Here is a 16,607-nt window from a genome sequence, read left to right as displayed (position 1 = left end):
CTTTATTGCGGGTCACGTTGAACGACTATTCGACGTCTCGGTTCTTCACCTTCAGAATGTGTTGTGACGCCCTCGATCTTATTGATTTCTCTGTGGACTATTCTTCTGTCGTATGCGTTCATCGGTCTGAATATATATTCGCCTTCGTGGAGCGCTCTGTCGGCACCCATTCTTGCGAAACTCTTCAAATCTTCTTGTTTTTCATAAATATAATCGCCGCAGTCGACTTCAATCATCATGTCGCCTTGGAATCTATTTCTGAGGAAAACATTTACAAGATAACCGATTGAGGAGAGAGTGTCTCCCTTTTTACCGATAAATCTTGAATTCATCTTGAAATCGTCCGGAATAATATCCAAAACATAGTTTTCATCCTCTTCGAGCGGTGGAATAACCTCAACCACTCCGGCATAACCCATCTTGTGCATCATGTCTTCGAGGAAAATTCTTGAAGCTTCGGCAGCTTCGTCCTTTGTTTTGAATTGCGGGAATACAGGTTCACTCTTTTCGCCCTTTATTTCATCAATCTTACTCTTGACCTTATCCTTTGTCTTTTCGAAAGATTCTTCCGCTTCATCCTTGAATTCTGAAACATCCTCACGCACATCTTCGGAAACTTCGGAAACTTTTTCCTTTGTGTCCTCGAAAGAATCCTTGATATCGTCTTTAAACTTTGCCGCGTCTCTCTTTGCTTCTTCAGATTTTTCCGAAACCCTTTCCTTTGTGTCCTCAAAAGAATCCTTCACATCTTCCGTGAAACTTGAAACTCCTGCGCGAACGCCGGCTGTTGCTTCCATGACTTTCTCCTTGGTGTCATCGGCGAAAGCGGAAACTTTTTCCACTACATCGTCGATGCTTTCCTTAAAATCGGATTTTTCATATTTTTCGGAAACGCTTTCTTTCGTATCGTTGATAAAATTCGTCGCAGCATTTTTTGTCACGGCTTCTTTTTCATTGTCTTCAAACAAAGCTGCATCAGGAGTGCCTTTTTTAACAATGGTAACCTTTGCATCCTTGCCTCCGATAAGGCCCAAAAATCCCTTTTGGCCTTCCTCTTCAACATGAATAATTACATCTTCTCTCTTTGCACCGAGAAGTTTCAAGCCTTCAAAAATCGCTTCTTCAACCGTCTTCTTTTCAAGAGTTATTTTATCCATTACTGTTCTCCTTTCTTTTTAAAAATGAGAGTTCTGTTTGTGATTAATTGTTGTATTGCTGTAAATAATGTGTTTGTAATCCAGTATAATGCAAGACCTCCCGGATATTTTAGAGCAAACCAGAAAAACATCAGCGGCATGATATAGTTCATCGTGTTCATCGACGCCATTTGTTCTTGTTGCTCAGGTGTTCCGACCTTTGGAGTTGTGAAAGATTGAAGGAATGTTGCAAGACCGACAAGTAGCGGAAGACCGTACCAATGTGGGTCTGCAAGAGTCAAGTCCTTAATCCAAAGGAATGTCTTACTTATTGATTCAAAATGTCCCGGTTGATTGAAAACATAAAGTCCCGGATTTTGCATAACTCTAAAGAAAGCAAGAATAACAGGCATCTGTACTAAAATCGGCAAACAACCGCCGGTCATAGACGCTCCGTTTTCCCTGTAAAGTTGTTGAATTTTCATATTTGCCGTTTGCGGGTCGTGCTTAAACTTAATTTGAATCTCTTTTGCTTGCGGCTGCAACTCCTGAGTTTTCTTCATTTGTTTCGCAGCCTTCAAATTGAGCGGCAACGTAATTAATTTAATAAATAAAGTGGCTACAATAATACTCATCGCAAAATAGCTGAAATTTTCAGGTTCAGTGCCGATTTTGGAGAGAGTGTCATAGATAAATCGCATGACATAGCCAAGAATATTACCTAAAAAGTTTAACAATCTATATTTCCTTTCAATTATTATGGAAGCGGATCATATCCACCCTCATGAAAGGGATGACATTTTCCGACTCGCCTTATAGTTAAGTATAGAGCCTTCATAAATCCGTATTTTGTGAACGCCTGTCTGGCGTATTCACTACAAGTGGGGGTAAAGCGACAATGGCTGCCCGTGAGAATATATTTGGATATAAACTTTTGATAAAACCAAATAATTCCGAGTGCAATCCGTCTCACTTTAACAAATCCCCCAAATTCAGTATGTGAATAATATTTTTCTTCAGATCTTTAAAATCCAGCTCATCTGCGTTGACCTTCGGCACGAGAATAAGATTGCCGTATTTGAGTTGCGGCACCAAGGGATACATAATCGCGCGAATTCTTCTCTTTAAAAGATTTCTCTTCACAGCATTTCCATGCTTTTTCGAAACGATAATCCCAACTTTTTTGCCTCTCTTAGTAGGCAAATAATAGAGAGAAAAATTCTTATTGTACTTTTTCATACCGCGATTAAAAACAACCTTGAAATCCGAATCGCGCCTCAGTCGATTCTGTGGTTTAAGCATTATTATGCGCTTAAGACCTTTCTGCCTCTGTTTCTTCTTCTCTTTAGTACATTTCTGCCGTTTTTAGTTCTCATTCTTTCTCTAAAACCGTGTACCTTTTTTCTTTGTCTGTTTTTAGGTTGGTAAGTTCTCTTCATAACCACACCTCCTTATTCATATAGTTTTACACAAGAAATTATATCATAAACCGTAAAAATTGTAAAGAGTGCGGCTTTGAAAAAGAAAATTATTTTGACGAAAATTTAAATACATTTGTTTTTTGTATAACTCCACCAATTTTTCCTCTTTGCGGCGATACACCTTTTTATCTCATCTCACGACGAAATCATAGATTTCTGTTCGATGGATAAAAAAACTGGTCGCCGCTACCTACGGCGTGCATGCATTTATATATAAATTTTCAACTTCACATCCATAAAATTATTATATTTTTATAATTGTATATGCATCTGTACGCAACGTAGCGTGACGGCATACGTTACGACGTTAGGAGTAACGATGTCCTCACGCCATATATCATGCCCGTGCAATTTACAACCCCACCAACAACGTTGTGTCAATAAAATCTCGAACCCCAAATTTATCAAATATCACCCCAAAACCTCCACGTTATTTGCCCGGAATTTTCGATGAGAAACGCTTAGATGAAATATTTTAGGAGTGAGACGTATTGATAAATACGTCGCAGCGACTGAAATATTGAATCAAGTGTTTATCGCGAAAAGACCCGCAAAAGACCGCCGCCCATTTTTGTGTATATGCAATATGTATTACCACCAACAACGTTGTGATTATAAAATATAGAACCAAAAAAATAACACCGGCAAATATCCCACGCCGAAATGTTTTACAATTACATACATTCAAAAGTGCGACGTATCGTGACGTTACTGTTATGTTATACATAAAGTGGGCGGTATAAGTAATTAAAAACCACAAAAAAATACCTCCAAATGATTTAAAATCAATCTCAAGGTATTTTTAGCATTCCTTAACTAAAATTCTTCGCTAAAATGGATGAATAACGCCGCTTTGGAAGAAGCGAGCAACCGAAGCGTATTGGTAAATACGCTGCAGGTTGGGAGGTTCTGAAAAGCAAGTTAGTCGCCATTTTAGCAAGAATATTTACGTGCGAGACTTTTTTGGAGCGAGGCATACTGGCAAGTATGTCGCAGCGACTAAAAAGTCGAACAACCGTTTTTCGCAATTTTAGCAAGAATATTTAAGTGCGAGATTCCTATTCCGAAATATCTTCAAACAACCTCAAATATTCTTCCGCCGTTTTTTCCCAACTGCTGTCTTTCATAAGCGCATTTCTTCGCATTATCTCAAGCGTTTCCGGATCTTCTTCGTAGAGGCGTTTCGCTTCGTCGATTGCAGCGAGAAAATCGCTTTGTTTCATGTTTTGAAAAACGATTCCGTCGCCTTTTCGGGTGAATTTGTTATATTCACGAACCCCGTCTCTCAGCGTTCCCGTGTCCCGAACAATCGGAATTGCGCCGTATCTTTGGGCAATCAAATGGTTCAACGCCTGTATTTCGGTGCGCGACGGCATGAGGAAGAAATCGCTCCCCGCCATAACGCGAATCGCTTCTTTTTCATTTACATACAGTTTCACCGAAACATTCTGTGGATACTCCTGCTCTTTTTCCAAAAGTTTATCCTCATACGCCGGCTCGCCCGTGCCCATAATGATTATGTTAAAGCCCGCCTCAACCATATAGTCGATGTTTTCGTAGACAAAGTCCACGCCCTTTCGTGTAATAAGGCGACCTATAATCGAAATTAAAGGTCTTTCAAAACCTGATAGCGAGTAGTAGCTCATAACGCCCTGTTTGTTTATTGCCCTGTCGACGAGTGTGTCTGCGCCGAAGTTTTGGAAAATTGCAGGATCCTTTTCCGGGTCATAACGTCTGTGGTCGATTCCGTCCAAAATCCCCGTCACCTTAAACGAGTTAGCAGTCAAGAGATTGTCGAGATTGCTGCCGTAGTACGGACTCACAATTTCCTCTTTGAGAGAAGGTGCCGGAAGCGTGATATAATCTGCGGAATCGATTCCCGCTTTCAAGAAGTTTACCGCCTTGAAATATTTATACTCGCGGTCCTCCATAAGCTCGAGCGGAAGGCTCGCAATCGAGTCCATGTCCTTCGCCGGATAAATGCCCTGATTTCTGATGTTGTGAATCGAAAGCACCGTCTTTATGCCGTGATAGAAACTGTCCACTTGCCTTTTCGTCTTTATGCACGCCGGAATAAGGCTCGACGCATAGTTGTTCACGTCGATTATGTCCGGTTTGAAATCAATCTCCTTCATCATGAGGTTCACCGCTTTGTTGAAGAAAATAAATCTCTCCGCATCGTCCCTCTCGCCGTAAATCCTCGGTCTGTCGAAATACACGTCGGAGTCGACAAAATAAAACAAAACTCCCTCGACATCGAGACTCAAAATTGTTGCGGTGTGTACCTTGTATCCCAAATCGACCACAAAGCTCTTCACAAATCGAAGACTCGAGTTGTAGTCGGTCTTGATGGATTTAAAAAGCGGCATGACAAGCCTTACGTCGGTGTTCAGCTCTTTGAGTTTTCTCGTTAAATTGTATGTGAAGTCCGCCATATTTGAAGTTCTAACAAACGGCAGCGCTTCTGTTGTTACAAATAAAATTTTAAGCTTTTTCATATTTATCTCCAAACGGTGTTTCCGTCTTTTTATAGTAGCCCTCTCCGGATTTTCTGTCCAAAAACGCGATGAGTTCCTTGCTGTCCATGCCTTTTCCGGCTTTGCTTAGCTCGGTCATAACGATGTTTAAATCGAGCACTTTTATCGGAAGGAATCTGTCCAAAATTTCAACGATTTCCTCGTCCATCGACTCCTTCATCATGCCCAGTTCATCGAACGGATTTTCGCTCTTCGGCTGATGGCTGAGGGCTTTTCTTATTCTTATAAACATCGTCCTTCCCATGACGGCACTCGAGAAGAACACATTACCACTTCTGAGATACGGAAGTCTTGCCGATTCGTCCGGCGAGATGTCCGTTTCTTCTTTAATCGTTTGAATGTCCGTCTGTCTCGTAGTTCTAAAAATAAATTTCGAGTTCAGCTGTGCGGTCGTCGTGTCGTCCAGAATCGACGGCCTTTGCGTTGCTAGTGCGAGGAAAACTCCGTACTTACGTCCTTCCTGTGCGATTTCACGTATAATCGCCTTCGACGGTCTCGGGTCGCCTTTCGGTGCAAAGTTGTGCGCCTCGTCTATTACCGACACAAACGGCGGAAAGAAATGCTCAGCACTACCGTCGTGCTCGTCTTTGTAGGTGCGCCTCATGTAATAGAGCGACCTTAAAATATAACTCATATAAACGAGCAAAATTCTCATCTCACCCCTGATGACAACAGTCTTCGATTGCTTCAGTGCATTTATGATGTCGCGGCTCGTGAATTTAAAAATCTCGGTCGATTCAATTCTTTTAAAACGCCATCTGATGGCTTTTATAACCGACAGATTCGACGAGCGCACAAAACGTTTATAGTTCTTGTACAAAGTGCTTATTCTGTTTCCTTCGGGTCCCGGATTTTCGGCAATATATTTTTCGATGTCCGCAGACGTTCCGATTTCCAAAAGCTCGATGAGCGACTCGATTTTCGTATTGAAACTGTCGGCGCTTTCATTTTTTTCGAGTGCCATTTCAATGAACGACGACTGCGCATCGCTCAAATCTCCGGCAGATTTCAAAAGATAAATCAAATCGAAGCTTGAAAGGTCCTTAAACTCGATTCCGGCGTCAACGCCCACATTAAAAATCGTGTACTTGTCCTTAAATCTGTCGTCGTCCGATTCAAAACTCATTTCGTTGTGCGGATCGCTCACAATTGTCGGGATATTAAGGCGCATAAGCTCCTCGATAAAAACTCTTATACCGTAGCTTTTTCCCGAGCCGGAGCCGCCGAAGATTCCGATGTGCGGATAGTCCTTCATCGACCACAAATCAAAAATCGCCGGAAGTTCATATTGTTCCCTCTCCTCTTTGTCCTCAAACATTGTGAAGAGGTCCTTGTACTTTTCGTCGGCGTATTTGTAAAGCTCGTCGGTGTTTTTTATTGCGCCGAGCACGAGCCCCTTTTTGTCGTCGGTTCGAATGAGTATGTCCTTGATTTCGTCAAACTCCGGCACGACAACTTCGGAGCCGGTCTCAATCGGATAAGGCGCTTCGCTCAAAAGGCGCACCTTCGCGATGTAAATCTTTTCGTTGTCAATGTCGTAACCAAGGTCCTTTAAAACCTCGAGTACATGCGTGTCCGCCATATCGCTGTCCGGCTTCAGCGGCATAAATCTGTTGTATGCGTGCGTCTTCGTCGTTTCGCAAATCAAATCCCCCTGATTTTTGTCGCGAATCTTAAGATATTCATTTATCCTTATCGGATTTTCCCTCTCAACGATGTATGCCTCGCTGCTTGTAGTCATTCCAATAACTTTCATTACATCCACCTCTTTTGTCTTGCCTCATCCAAATAAAGCCTTTTAACGTCCTCTGAAATATATTTCTTTATAAAATATTGCATATCCTTGTCGGTCACTTTCGCATATTTATCCACAATGTCCAAAATAAACGGAATGCCGCGACTCATGTCCGGCGTAAGCGTTCGAACGAGATTTGTTATGAGTTCCCGTTTGTCCACCGAAAATGTCGGAAAGTCAATCGAAATCGCCATCGGGTCATTCCCCGGTCGAAGATAAATCGTGCTTATTGCGCTCTCCTTTTTCAAGTTGAACTCGTCATAGAGAAAAAACGCTTCGCCCGGAGCGAGCTTTCCAAAAAAGAGTTCTCTGTCGAAGCCGTCAATGCCTAGTTTCTTCGCAACCGAACGGCTCTTCATGTCCTCGATAACGCCCATAAAAAGTGTGCCCCGCTCTTTCACAAGCTGGAGGAGCTCCTTGTACTCGTCCTCCGCATCCGCAATATATCTTATGAGTCCCCCGTCCATCAAAAGCGCCTTCGAATCGTATTTTAAAAGCCCCTTCTTCGCTGCGATGACCTCGAGCTTTGAAAGCTCGGACTTCGGCGAGACCTCAACGTCCACAAGCGGACTTAATATTCGCACTTCTTCGACCATCTCGCGCTTCATATCCGGAATATAACACGCGCGAAGAAAATGGATAATATTCGGGTCCGCTCCGCCGTACGAATTGTTAGAGCCGTCGACCGCAGCGATTCCCTTCGGAAGAAAGCTCTCCATCTCCTCATCCGTCAAATGGCGCGACATAAAAAACTCGCCCAATGCCGAAAGCTTTTCCTTTGTCACTTCGGTTTTCAGCCTCTTGTGTTTATCCAGCAGCCTGTCGTTAAAAGATTTAAAAATTTCTTCTATTTCCATAACACCTATTCCTTTGAATTTTTTAAAACAAAATCATAGATTTCATTTCTCTTGATTTCTTCATTTTTGTACTCTTCTTTAATCTGTTTCAAAATGCTCTTTGCGCTCATTCCGCTCTCCATGAGCTCCCGAACTCTCGGCCAAATGTCGACCGCCTTTTCCTCGCCCCCTTCAACCAAAATCACCATCTCTCCTTTAAACGTGATTTTGTCGAATGGAATTTCAGAAAAATTAAATCGCAAAGTCTCCTCGTAAATTTTTGAAATCTCCCTTACGAGTGCGGCATTTCTGGTTTTAAAAACCGTTTGCATATCGAGAAGCGTTTCCTCCGCTCTGTGCGGCGATTCATAAAAAATGAGAGTTTGAGTCATGTCCTCGAGGCTTTCCAGCTTTTTCATGCGCTCGTTTTTCTTCGGTGGAAGGAATCCGATGAATGTAAATTCGTCGGTTGAAAGTCCGGAGTTCACAAGCGCCGGCACAAACGCCGTTGCGCCCGGAAGAGTTCGAACGAACTTCGCGTCGATTTCCGAAACCAAAATGCCGCACGGGTCGCTGATGCCCGGAGTTCCCGCATCGCTTATGACGGAAATCGTCTTCCCCGAATAGACGAGCTCAATTATCTCGTCGACTTTCGAGCGTTCATTGAACTTGTGAAAAGAGCGTCTTTCGGTTTTTATGTCGTAAAAATTCAAAAACACCGCACTCGTCCTTGTGTCTTCGCAATAAATATAATCGCTCGACTTCAAAACCTCAATCGCCCTGTAAGTTATATCCTTGAGATTTCCGACCGGAGTCGGAACTATGTAAAGCATTCCTTCCACTTCAATCCCTCCACCTTTTATTATACCACATTTTGGAATCCATTTCTCGAAATTTAAATAGTAATTTAAATCACTATTTTTGTACAAATACAAATAGATTTATGTTATAATAGTTTCAGGAGGTATTTTTATGACTAAAGAAACAAACTTAACATTTGAAGAGTTTAAATACGAAAGACCGGACTTTGACAAAATTGTAAAGATTATCGGTGAGGAAACTGAAAAACTTGAAAAGGCATCAAATAAAGACGAAGCGATTGAAACCTACTTCAACGTTTCAAAAGTTTTGGACGACCTCGATTCATACGGCACATTGGTTTCCATAAGAAACTCAATCGACACAACCGACAAGTTCTACGACGACGAAATGAACCACTTTTCGGAAGAAGGTCCGAAGATTGAAGAAGCGACAGTAAAATATGAAAAGGCATTTTTGGACAGCAAATTTAAAGCTGACCTCGAAGAACGTTTCGGCTCATATTTAATCAAAAAATACGAAAATGATTTACTCACATTCAAACCTGAAATCATGGAAGATTTGGTTGAAGAATCAAAACTTTCAATAGAATATCAAAAGCTCATCGCATCCTGCCAAAAAGAATGGGATGGCGAAAAGCTCAATTTGACACAACTTGGCAAACACACCCAAGATAAAGACAGGGAAACGAGAAAGAAAGCGACAAAACTCGTTGCGGAATTTTTCGAAGAAAACCTCGATAAATTTGACGAAATCTATGACAAGATGGTCAAAGTAAGAGATAGAATGGCTAAAAAACTCGGCTACGAAAACTATGTCGACCTCGGATACAAGAGAATGGGCCGCGTCGACTACGGCAAAGATGAGGTTGCAAGCTACAGAAAGCAAATCATCGACGACGTCGTTCCTCTCGCAACCGAACTCAGAAAACGTCAATCCAAGAGAATTGGCATCGATAATTTGAAATTCTACGACGAAGGACTTCAATTCGAAAACGGAAACGCAAAACCTCACGGCGACAGAGAATGGTGCGTTGAACGCGCAAAGAAAATGTATGCTGAACTAAGCCCTGAAACCGACGAATTTTTCAACTTCATGCTCGACCGTCACCTCTTTGACCTCGATGCAAAACCGGGCAAAGCGGGCGGCGGATACTGCACATATATGTCAAAATGGAGATGTCCGTTCATCTTTGCAAACTTCAACGGCACAACCGGAGACGTCGAAGTCCTTACACACGAAGCGGGACACGCATTCCAAGTCTACAACAGCCGCGACTTCGAAGTGAGCGAATACTTGTGGCCGGGAATGGAAAGCGCTGAAATCCACTCAATGAGTATGGAATTTTTCACATGGCCGTGGATGAATCTTTTCTTCGAAAATGAAGAAGACAAATTCAAATTCCAACATCTTCAAGGCGCAGTTCTCTTCCTTCCATACGGCGCACTAATCGACGAATTCCAACACTTCGTCTATGAAAATCCTGAAGTTTCACCGAAGGAAAGAAGAGCAAAATTCCGCGAACTCGAAAAGAAATATCTTCCGCACAGAGACTACGACGGAATAAAAGTCCTCGAAGACGGCGGATTCTGGCTAAGACAAGGACACATTTTCGGAAGTCCGTTCTACTACATCGACTACACGCTCGCACAAGTTTGTGCATTCCAATTCTGGAAAAAGAACAGAGACAACCACGAAAATGCTTGGAGCGATTATTTGAGACTCTGTAAAACGGGCGGCAAAAAACCTTTCACAGGTCTTCTCGAAGTTGCGAAACTCGAAAACCCGTTTGTTCCGGGAACAATCAAAAAAGTCATCGAACCGATCAAGGAATATCTCAATTCAGTCGACGACAGCAAATTCTAATATTGGATTTTACAAACGCTTATTCATTTGAATAGGCGTTTTTGTTTGCAATAAAAAAGGAAGCGTGCATCGCTTCCCTGTCTATCTTTTTGTAACATCGATAACTTCGTCGCCGATATTTTTCAAATCTACGTCGTGCGTTGAAATCAAACATGTTTTATTGTGCTTTCTCAAATCCGCAATTATATCTATAATCAAATCGGCGCTCTTTTTGTCGAGCGATGCCGTCGGCTCATCAAAAAGCATGACCTCCGCATCATATCCGAGGAAAAGTGCGAGACAAAGTCGTCTGTGCTCGCCGCCCGAAAAAGTCGATTCGGAATTTTTTACATATGTTTCGAGCCCGTCTTTCGAGTCGAAATAGTTTTTCAGTCCCACCTTTTCCAAAAGACTCCACATTCTTTCTTCTGAAATTTTCGGATTTATCATCTTAAAAAGCTCTCCGATTTTGCCGTCAAAAGTGTTCGGCGACTGCGGAAAATATGCCCAATTTTCGCTCCTGATAAAATCACCGCTCGAAAAAGAGTCGTGAATTTTTAATTTTTCATCCGTTTCGAGCATCCCTCCGACAATTTTAAGAATCGTCGACTTGCCCGATCCGCTCTCGCCCCAAAGCACCGTCGTCTTTCCCAAACCAACGTCAAAATTTAAATCCGACAAAATATTCCTGTCGGTGTTTTTGTATTTGAATGTGAGATTTCGAGCACTCGCAAGACTGTCGTTCGCATAATCGAAATCGCTCTTTTGCTCTTTTCTGTCGGTGAATGCATCGAGTTTTTCAAAACTCACACCCGCTTGGCTGATGTCGGTCGAAATGTTCACAAGACGCATAATCGGATTTATGAGATAATTTGTGAAATTTGAAAACACCATGAGCGTTCCGAGCGTCGGATTTCCCGTCTTTATCATCCACATACCGCCGATGCCGTAAAGAATTGCTTGGTACGGCACCATGATAAGAACCCAACTTGCCTGTGAGCGAAACTCGCCGATGACCATGAGCCGAACTCTCGACTTTTCGAGCGCTTTCGCCTTTTTCATAAATTCATCGGACACCGACTCGAGAAGATTGTATGACCAAACCTCATCGCGACACTTGACCGTGTCATCAATCGACTTTAAAACCTCCTGCCTTCTGTCGTAATAGACGTCCTGCTCCTTGCTTATAATCTTTTGCAACATATTGTTCACAAAAATCAGAAGCGGATAAACAAACATCGAAATAATCGTGAGCCTGTAATCGATATAAATCATCACGCCGACGATGAGCACAATCGAAATTATCGACGAAATCATCATCGGAATCCCCGAGCTTAAAACATCTCCGAGCGAGTCAATGCTGTATGTAAGCACATTTGTGACCTCGGACTTGTCGATTGTCGTCGCGTCCTCGTAATTCATCTTGATATAATGCTTGAAAGTTTTCTCCTTGATTTTAAGCATACACTTTGCCGCAACGGTATTAAAAACCTTCGCACTCAAAATCATAAAAATCGCACCGAAAAACACAACGCCCATAAAAACAAACTCGAGCGGCCACAACCACTCCGCATTGTTCTTCATCAAAACATCGTCGATTAAAATCTTAAGAGAATAACTAGACAAAATCCCGAAAGCCGTGTTTAAAAGCGAGAGAATCACGCCGTAAACAACCTTCCATCTGTGTTCTCTTAAATATGAATAACTTCTTTTTAAAATTTTTCGCATAAGTCCATCAAGACGTTTAACACGCCCCCCTTTATAAAATTATATCATATTGTTATTGTAAATTTCAATAATACATATAAAAAAGAAGCATTCATCGAACACTTCTTCAAAAATTTACTCTTCAGTTAAAAAATCGTGCGCCTTTTGTAGACCCTCGATAATTTCGAGATTTTGCGGACAGAGTCCTTCGCACTTTCCGCAAGCGATACATGCGTCCGCTGCGGTTTTTCCGTCTTTTAAATAATCCGCATAAGCCTTTTTCGACTTATCCTCTTCGTCAAAAATAAACGCATTGTTCCAAAGCGAGAACACCTTCGGAATATTAATTTCAACCGTGCAAGGCATACAATACTCGCACGCGGTGCATCCGATTTGCTCCTTCGCCTTGAAAAACTCGCGCGCCTTCGAGAAAAACTCCTTCTCTTTTTCCGTCACCGAATCCGGCTCGACACTCGACGCCATCTCAACATTTTCATCAACTTGCTCCTCCGCGTTCATGCCCGACAAAACAGTCATAACATTCGGAAGATTTAAAGGATACTTCAAAGCGACTTGCGACGGCGTGAGCGGCTTAAACTCATCCGAAAGCTCTCTTATTTCCTTCGGCGGATTTGAAAGACGTCCGCCCTTTAACGGCTCCATAATAACAACCGGAATCCCGAGCTTCGTCGCGAGCTCATAACCCTTTTGCCCCGCCTGATAATCCACATCCAAATAATTGAGTTGAATCTGACAGAAATCCCACGGAAAACTGTTTATCATCTCTTCGAAAGCCGGGAACTCATCGTGAAAACTGAAACCCATATGACGAACCTTGCCGCTCGCCTTCGCCTTCTTTATAAAATCGAAGACGCCCAAATCCACAATCTTTCTGAACGTCTTTATATCAAGCGAATGTAAAAGATAAAAATCAATATGATCCGTCCTCAAATTCGAAAGTTGCTCCTCCATAAGCCTCTCGAAATCCTCCGGCTTCTCGACAAGCCACGCCGGAAGCTTCGTCGTCAAAAGAACCTCGTCCCTCAAAGAATTCTCCTCAACAAACTTCCCGACAAAACTCTCGCTCATCTTTCCGTGATAATTGTACGCAGTATCTATGTAATTTACACCATTATTAATTGCCCTCTTCAAAAGCTCCGCCGCCTTCGCCTCGTCAATCTTGCTGTTGTCGCCGTCAATAACCGGAAACCTCATGCACCCGTAACCGAGCCTGCTGACCTTCGTGCCTTGAATATCAAAATACTTCATCAAATCCCTCCTTAACATTTCGGTAACCTAAATACCTTGTTTTATTATAACATATGGAGCGATTAAATTGCAAGAAAGTGTGGTAAGAAATGGGAAAAATGTGGTTATTTATATTTTTAAAAGCTTATAATTATGTACTCGACGTAACAGATGGCACTTTGTGTCCCGCCGCCATGCATGACATCCATAAAATATACAACCTTACCAACAACAGAATATCAATATAATTTGGAACCCACAAACCCTTTACAATATTTCAATCCACCCATCATTGTGTGTTTCCCAGAACGTAACGGCGCATGCACAATCGACGTCAGCGACTCATTTCTCCTGTTCGTCGAAATGTCGTCGGACGTCTTTGTATAAGTCCTACCATCGTGTTTTTGATTCTTTAAATCAAAAAGCACGGGTTAGGGCTATAACGTTTGCGCCGCCATATATCACGCCTTTACAATTTACAACCCCACCAACAACGTTGTGTTGATAAAATATAGAACCAAAAAATACTATATGCAACATTACCCACGCCGATAAATTTTTCAATTATATACGTTCATGTACGCGTTGTAGCGTGACGGCATGCATTACGACGAAGGAGTAACGATAAGTCCTTCCTGTGCCCAACCGAGCGAAAAAGAAATCTTCGATTTCGTTTTTGAGCACGGGAAGGGTAACGCCAGTTATGTTGTACATTTAATTTGGAAAGTTACCAACAACGGTGAATCCGTTCAATATAGAAACTATAAACCCCATACCATTTATATACATATATTCGCTCTGTACGTTTCCCAGAACGTAACGGCGCATTATATTGCGCCGCCATATATCACGCCTTTACAATTTACAACCCCACAAACAACGTTGTGTTGATAAAATATAGAACCAAAAAATACTATATGCAACATTACCCACGCCGATAAATTTTTCAATTATATACGTTCATGTACGCGTTGTAGCGTGACGGCATGCGTTACGACGAAAGGAGTAACGATAAGTCCTTCCTGTGCCCAACCGAGCGAAAAAGAAATCTCTGATTTCGTTTTTGAGCACGGGAAGGGTAACGCCATATATGACATAATTGTAATTTACAAACCCACAAACAACGTTGATTACATAAAATATATAACCCCTAAACCTCATGCCATCTATAAACATATCTTCGCTCTGTACGTCTCCCAAAACGTAACGGCGGGTTATATCCCGCCGCCCATTTTTGTGTCAATGAAATATGTATTACAATCAACAACGCTGAGTATATACAATATCGAACACTACTCAAATTCCCTTATTTACCAAAGCTCCACAGCAATATTTGATTTCGTTGTTATAACAACATACAGTCATAGATGAATATATAAAAAAATAGAATAAATAAATTTCGTTGTTATAACAACATACAGCTAAAGATAAATATATAAAATATAAATCTCAAATATAAATTTAAAATATAAATCTAAAATATAAATTTAAAATAGAAATCTAGAATATAATTCTAAAAATATAAATTCAAAAATACAAATCTAAAAATATAAATCTAAAAATATAAACAAACACCATTTACCAAATCTATACCCCAACATTTCCGCAAATAAAAAGACAGGGCGTCTAAAACGCCCCATCTTTATCTAGTTTCCAAACAAACTATCTTTCTCTAATTTCAAAAGCTTGTCCGGTAACTCTATTCCATTTTTCATCAACACCATTGTCGAGTCTTTCATATGAGTGGCCGAATGCTGCTTCGTAGATGTCATAGTAGTACCATGCACTTCTCATGTTATCTACAAATGCGCCCTTCGTTCTCATTAGATTGTTGTCAACATATTTTGCGTCAGCTTTTCTGTTGAGCATTCTGTTTACGATTGCTACAACTTCTGCTCTTGTGATATTGTTGTTCGGTCTGAATGTGCCATCTTCGTAACCGTTAATCCAACCTGCGCCTGCAACTCTGTTGATGAGTTTGTATGCCCAGTCTGTTGGAGGAACATCTCTGAATGTCTTCCATGTGTCGAGATTTCCTGCATATCTTGCTGCGATTGCTGCAAATTCACGTCTTGTGATAGGTTGGTTCGGTCTGAATGTGCCGTCTTCATAACCCTTAACAATGCCTTGTCTTGCCATAATATCGACTGCTGTCTTGTACCAATCTCCTGCCTTGACGTCCTTAAATTGTGGAGCGCCGCCTGTTGATTGATTTACTGAAATTCTTGCGAAAATCATTGCAACTTCAGCTCTTGTTATTGTTCTGTTCGGTCCGAATATATTGTTTCCATATCCCTTGATATATGAGAAGTGGTCACGAGCGTTGAGTGCAGGTGGAGTCCAACGAGGTTCAACCTTTGAAGGTTTCTTTGTATCTTCCTTCTTGTCGTCTCTGTCTTTTCTGTCTCTTTCTCTCCAATATTCGTCGTCATATCTTACCTTTTCATATACCCAATCAGATGGTTCTTTGCCGAATTCAATTTGTCTTGCTTCAACAATTTCTTCGTCATATAGAGGATAAGGAGTAGGTGCAACCCATCTTCCGTCTCCGTCTACAATAACTCTTTCAATTGTTCCGTCAGGGAATCTTACTTCAACAGTTGCTCCCGGAATACCTCTTCCTGTAACAACATCGTCTGAATCATAGATAGGATCGATGATTGGTTCTAATGTTTTTTCTGTTGGAGGTGTTGGAGGTACATATTTCATAACTGTAAGCGGTTGGAATGAATTAAATTCAAATGTTTTTGGCTTAGTTGTATCTGTAGGGTCTTTGCCATTTACTTTTATATCAAGTTTATGACCATTGTTTGCGGCAATTGATAGAACTGTCTTATCTGCAGGTGTAACTTCTACACCATATGCTGCAAGTTCATTTGCTCCGATAGTAACAGTTTTACCATTCTTGTCAGTAAGCTTAATTTGAATTCCTGTAAGGTCTAATTTTTCACCTTCATAATAAGACATCTTGTTAGGGTCTTTGATATATTTAACATCTGTGATATTGTCTTTGTCGAAGTCAATTTCTGTTGCTGTTAATGTTGTATCAGCTTCTATTCCCCTTTGTCCATCAATTGTAGGCTCTGATGTCCATGTTAGTTTTGTTACTTCTTTTACAGGTGTTGTATCTGTATTTGCTTTAGCCGGTTTGCCTGGAAGGGCAGCTTCTTTTGTTCCCTTATCTACTGCTACTGTTTTTTCAG

The 16,607-nt window shown here is 41.4% G+C and carries 13 protein-coding genes; 1 reads left to right on the top strand and 12 read right to left on the bottom strand.

Features of this window, described 5'->3' with window-relative positions:
- Positions 1 to 2 precede the first annotated feature (2 nt).
- From SPI61_RS07125 to rsmI, 9 genes are all read right to left on the bottom strand, one after another.
- Complete coding sequence (locus SPI61_RS07125) at positions 3 to 1,157, bottom strand: R3H domain-containing nucleic acid-binding protein (RefSeq protein ID WP_321137431.1); 1,155 nt, start codon at positions 1,155 to 1,157, stop codon at positions 3 to 5.
- Positions 1,157 to 1,873, bottom strand: coding sequence for a YidC/Oxa1 family membrane protein insertase (locus SPI61_RS07120; protein WP_321137430.1), 717 nt, complete (start codon positions 1,871 to 1,873; stop codon positions 1,157 to 1,159). Before SPI61_RS07120 ends, SPI61_RS07125 begins: the two co-directional genes overlap by 1 nt.
- A 20-nt stretch (positions 1,874 to 1,893) precedes the next feature.
- On the bottom strand, positions 1,894 to 2,109 hold the full coding sequence (gene yidD, locus SPI61_RS07115; RefSeq protein ID WP_321137429.1) for a membrane protein insertion efficiency factor YidD: 216 nt from the start codon (positions 2,107 to 2,109) through the stop codon (positions 1,894 to 1,896).
- Entirely contained in the window at positions 2,106 to 2,438 is a 333-nt protein-coding gene (gene rnpA / locus SPI61_RS07110; protein ID WP_321137428.1) for a ribonuclease P protein component, read from the bottom strand. The genes yidD and rnpA overlap by 4 nt, the downstream gene beginning before the upstream one ends.
- A 2-nt stretch (positions 2,439 to 2,440) precedes the next feature.
- Positions 2,441 to 2,575, bottom strand: coding sequence for a 50S ribosomal protein L34 (gene rpmH, locus SPI61_RS07105; protein WP_034547989.1), 135 nt, complete (start codon positions 2,573 to 2,575; stop codon positions 2,441 to 2,443).
- Positions 2,576 to 3,675: 1,100 nt separating this feature from the next.
- Positions 3,676 to 5,115, bottom strand: a complete 1,440-nt coding sequence (locus tag SPI61_RS07100; protein WP_321137427.1) for a glycogen synthase — start codon at positions 5,113 to 5,115, stop codon at positions 3,676 to 3,678.
- Positions 5,102 to 6,910 (bottom strand): ATP-binding protein, encoded by a 1,809-nt coding sequence (locus SPI61_RS07095; protein WP_321137426.1) that lies wholly within the window; start codon positions 6,908 to 6,910, stop codon positions 5,102 to 5,104. Before SPI61_RS07095 ends, SPI61_RS07100 begins: the two co-directional genes overlap by 14 nt.
- Positions 6,910 to 7,806 (bottom strand): DNA double-strand break repair nuclease NurA, encoded by an 897-nt coding sequence (locus SPI61_RS07090; protein WP_321137425.1) that lies wholly within the window; start codon positions 7,804 to 7,806, stop codon positions 6,910 to 6,912. The genes SPI61_RS07095 and SPI61_RS07090 overlap by 1 nt, the downstream gene beginning before the upstream one ends.
- 5 nt (positions 7,807 to 7,811) lie before the next feature.
- Positions 7,812 to 8,618 (bottom strand): 16S rRNA (cytidine(1402)-2'-O)-methyltransferase, encoded by an 807-nt coding sequence (gene rsmI, locus SPI61_RS07085; protein ID WP_321137446.1) that lies wholly within the window; start codon positions 8,616 to 8,618, stop codon positions 7,812 to 7,814.
- Between the two features lie 139 nt (positions 8,619 to 8,757).
- Between rsmI and SPI61_RS07080 the strand changes: the two genes are divergently transcribed.
- Positions 8,758 to 10,470 carry a M3 family oligoendopeptidase gene (locus tag SPI61_RS07080; RefSeq protein ID WP_321137424.1) on the top strand — a complete coding sequence of 571 codons (1,713 nt, stop codon included), beginning with the start codon at positions 8,758 to 8,760 and terminating at the stop codon, positions 10,468 to 10,470.
- A gap of 81 nt (positions 10,471 to 10,551) precedes the next feature.
- Here the strand turns inward: SPI61_RS07080 and SPI61_RS07075 are convergent, their stop codons facing one another.
- From SPI61_RS07075 to SPI61_RS07065, 3 genes are all read right to left on the bottom strand, one after another.
- Positions 10,552 to 12,177 carry an ABC transporter ATP-binding protein gene (locus SPI61_RS07075; protein ID WP_321137423.1) on the bottom strand — a complete coding sequence of 542 codons (1,626 nt, stop codon included), beginning with the start codon at positions 12,175 to 12,177 and terminating at the stop codon, positions 10,552 to 10,554.
- A gap of 114 nt (positions 12,178 to 12,291) precedes the next feature.
- Positions 12,292 to 13,425, bottom strand: coding sequence for an aldo/keto reductase (locus SPI61_RS07070; RefSeq protein WP_321137422.1), 1,134 nt, complete (start codon positions 13,423 to 13,425; stop codon positions 12,292 to 12,294).
- Between the two features lie 1,641 nt (positions 13,426 to 15,066).
- Positions 15,067 to 16,607, bottom strand: a 1,541-nt coding sequence (locus SPI61_RS07065) for an S-layer homology domain-containing protein (RefSeq protein ID WP_321137421.1), incomplete at its 5' end; no start/stop codon positions are given.

Source organism: Ezakiella sp., assembly GCF_034180565.1.
Classification (GTDB): domain Bacteria; phylum Bacillota; class Clostridia; order Tissierellales; family Peptoniphilaceae; genus Ezakiella.
Note: the sequence above shows the minus strand (reverse complement) of the source record. Positions and strands in the feature narration are given on the sequence as shown.

Excerpts from the sequence above, each read along its gene's own strand:
- SPI61_RS07125 (WP_321137431.1), bottom strand. The coding sequence starts at position 1,157 with ATGGATAAAATAACTCTTGAAAAGAAGACGGTTGAAGAAGCGATTTTT.
- rnpA (WP_321137428.1), bottom strand. The coding sequence starts at position 2,438 with ATGCTTAAACCACAGAATCGACTGAGGCGCGATTCGGATTTCAAGGTT.
- rpmH (WP_034547989.1), bottom strand. The coding sequence starts at position 2,575 with ATGAAGAGAACTTACCAACCTAAAAACAGACAAAGAAAAAAGGTACAC.
- SPI61_RS07100 (WP_321137427.1), bottom strand. The coding sequence starts at position 5,115 with ATGAAAAAGCTTAAAATTTTATTTGTAACAACAGAAGCGCTGCCGTTT.
- SPI61_RS07095 (WP_321137426.1), bottom strand. The coding sequence starts at position 6,910 with ATGAAAGTTATTGGAATGACTACAAGCAGCGAGGCATACATCGTTGAG.
- SPI61_RS07090 (WP_321137425.1), bottom strand. The coding sequence starts at position 7,806 with ATGGAAATAGAAGAAATTTTTAAATCTTTTAACGACAGGCTGCTGGAT.
- rsmI (WP_321137446.1), bottom strand. The coding sequence starts at position 8,618 with ATGCTTTACATAGTTCCGACTCCGGTCGGAAATCTCAAGGATATAACT.
- SPI61_RS07080 (WP_321137424.1), top strand. The coding sequence starts at position 8,758 with ATGACTAAAGAAACAAACTTAACATTTGAAGAGTTTAAATACGAAAGA.
- SPI61_RS07075 (WP_321137423.1), bottom strand. The coding sequence starts at position 12,177 with ATGCGAAAAATTTTAAAAAGAAGTTATTCATATTTAAGAGAACACAGA.
- SPI61_RS07070 (WP_321137422.1), bottom strand. The coding sequence starts at position 13,425 with ATGAAGTATTTTGATATTCAAGGCACGAAGGTCAGCAGGCTCGGTTAC.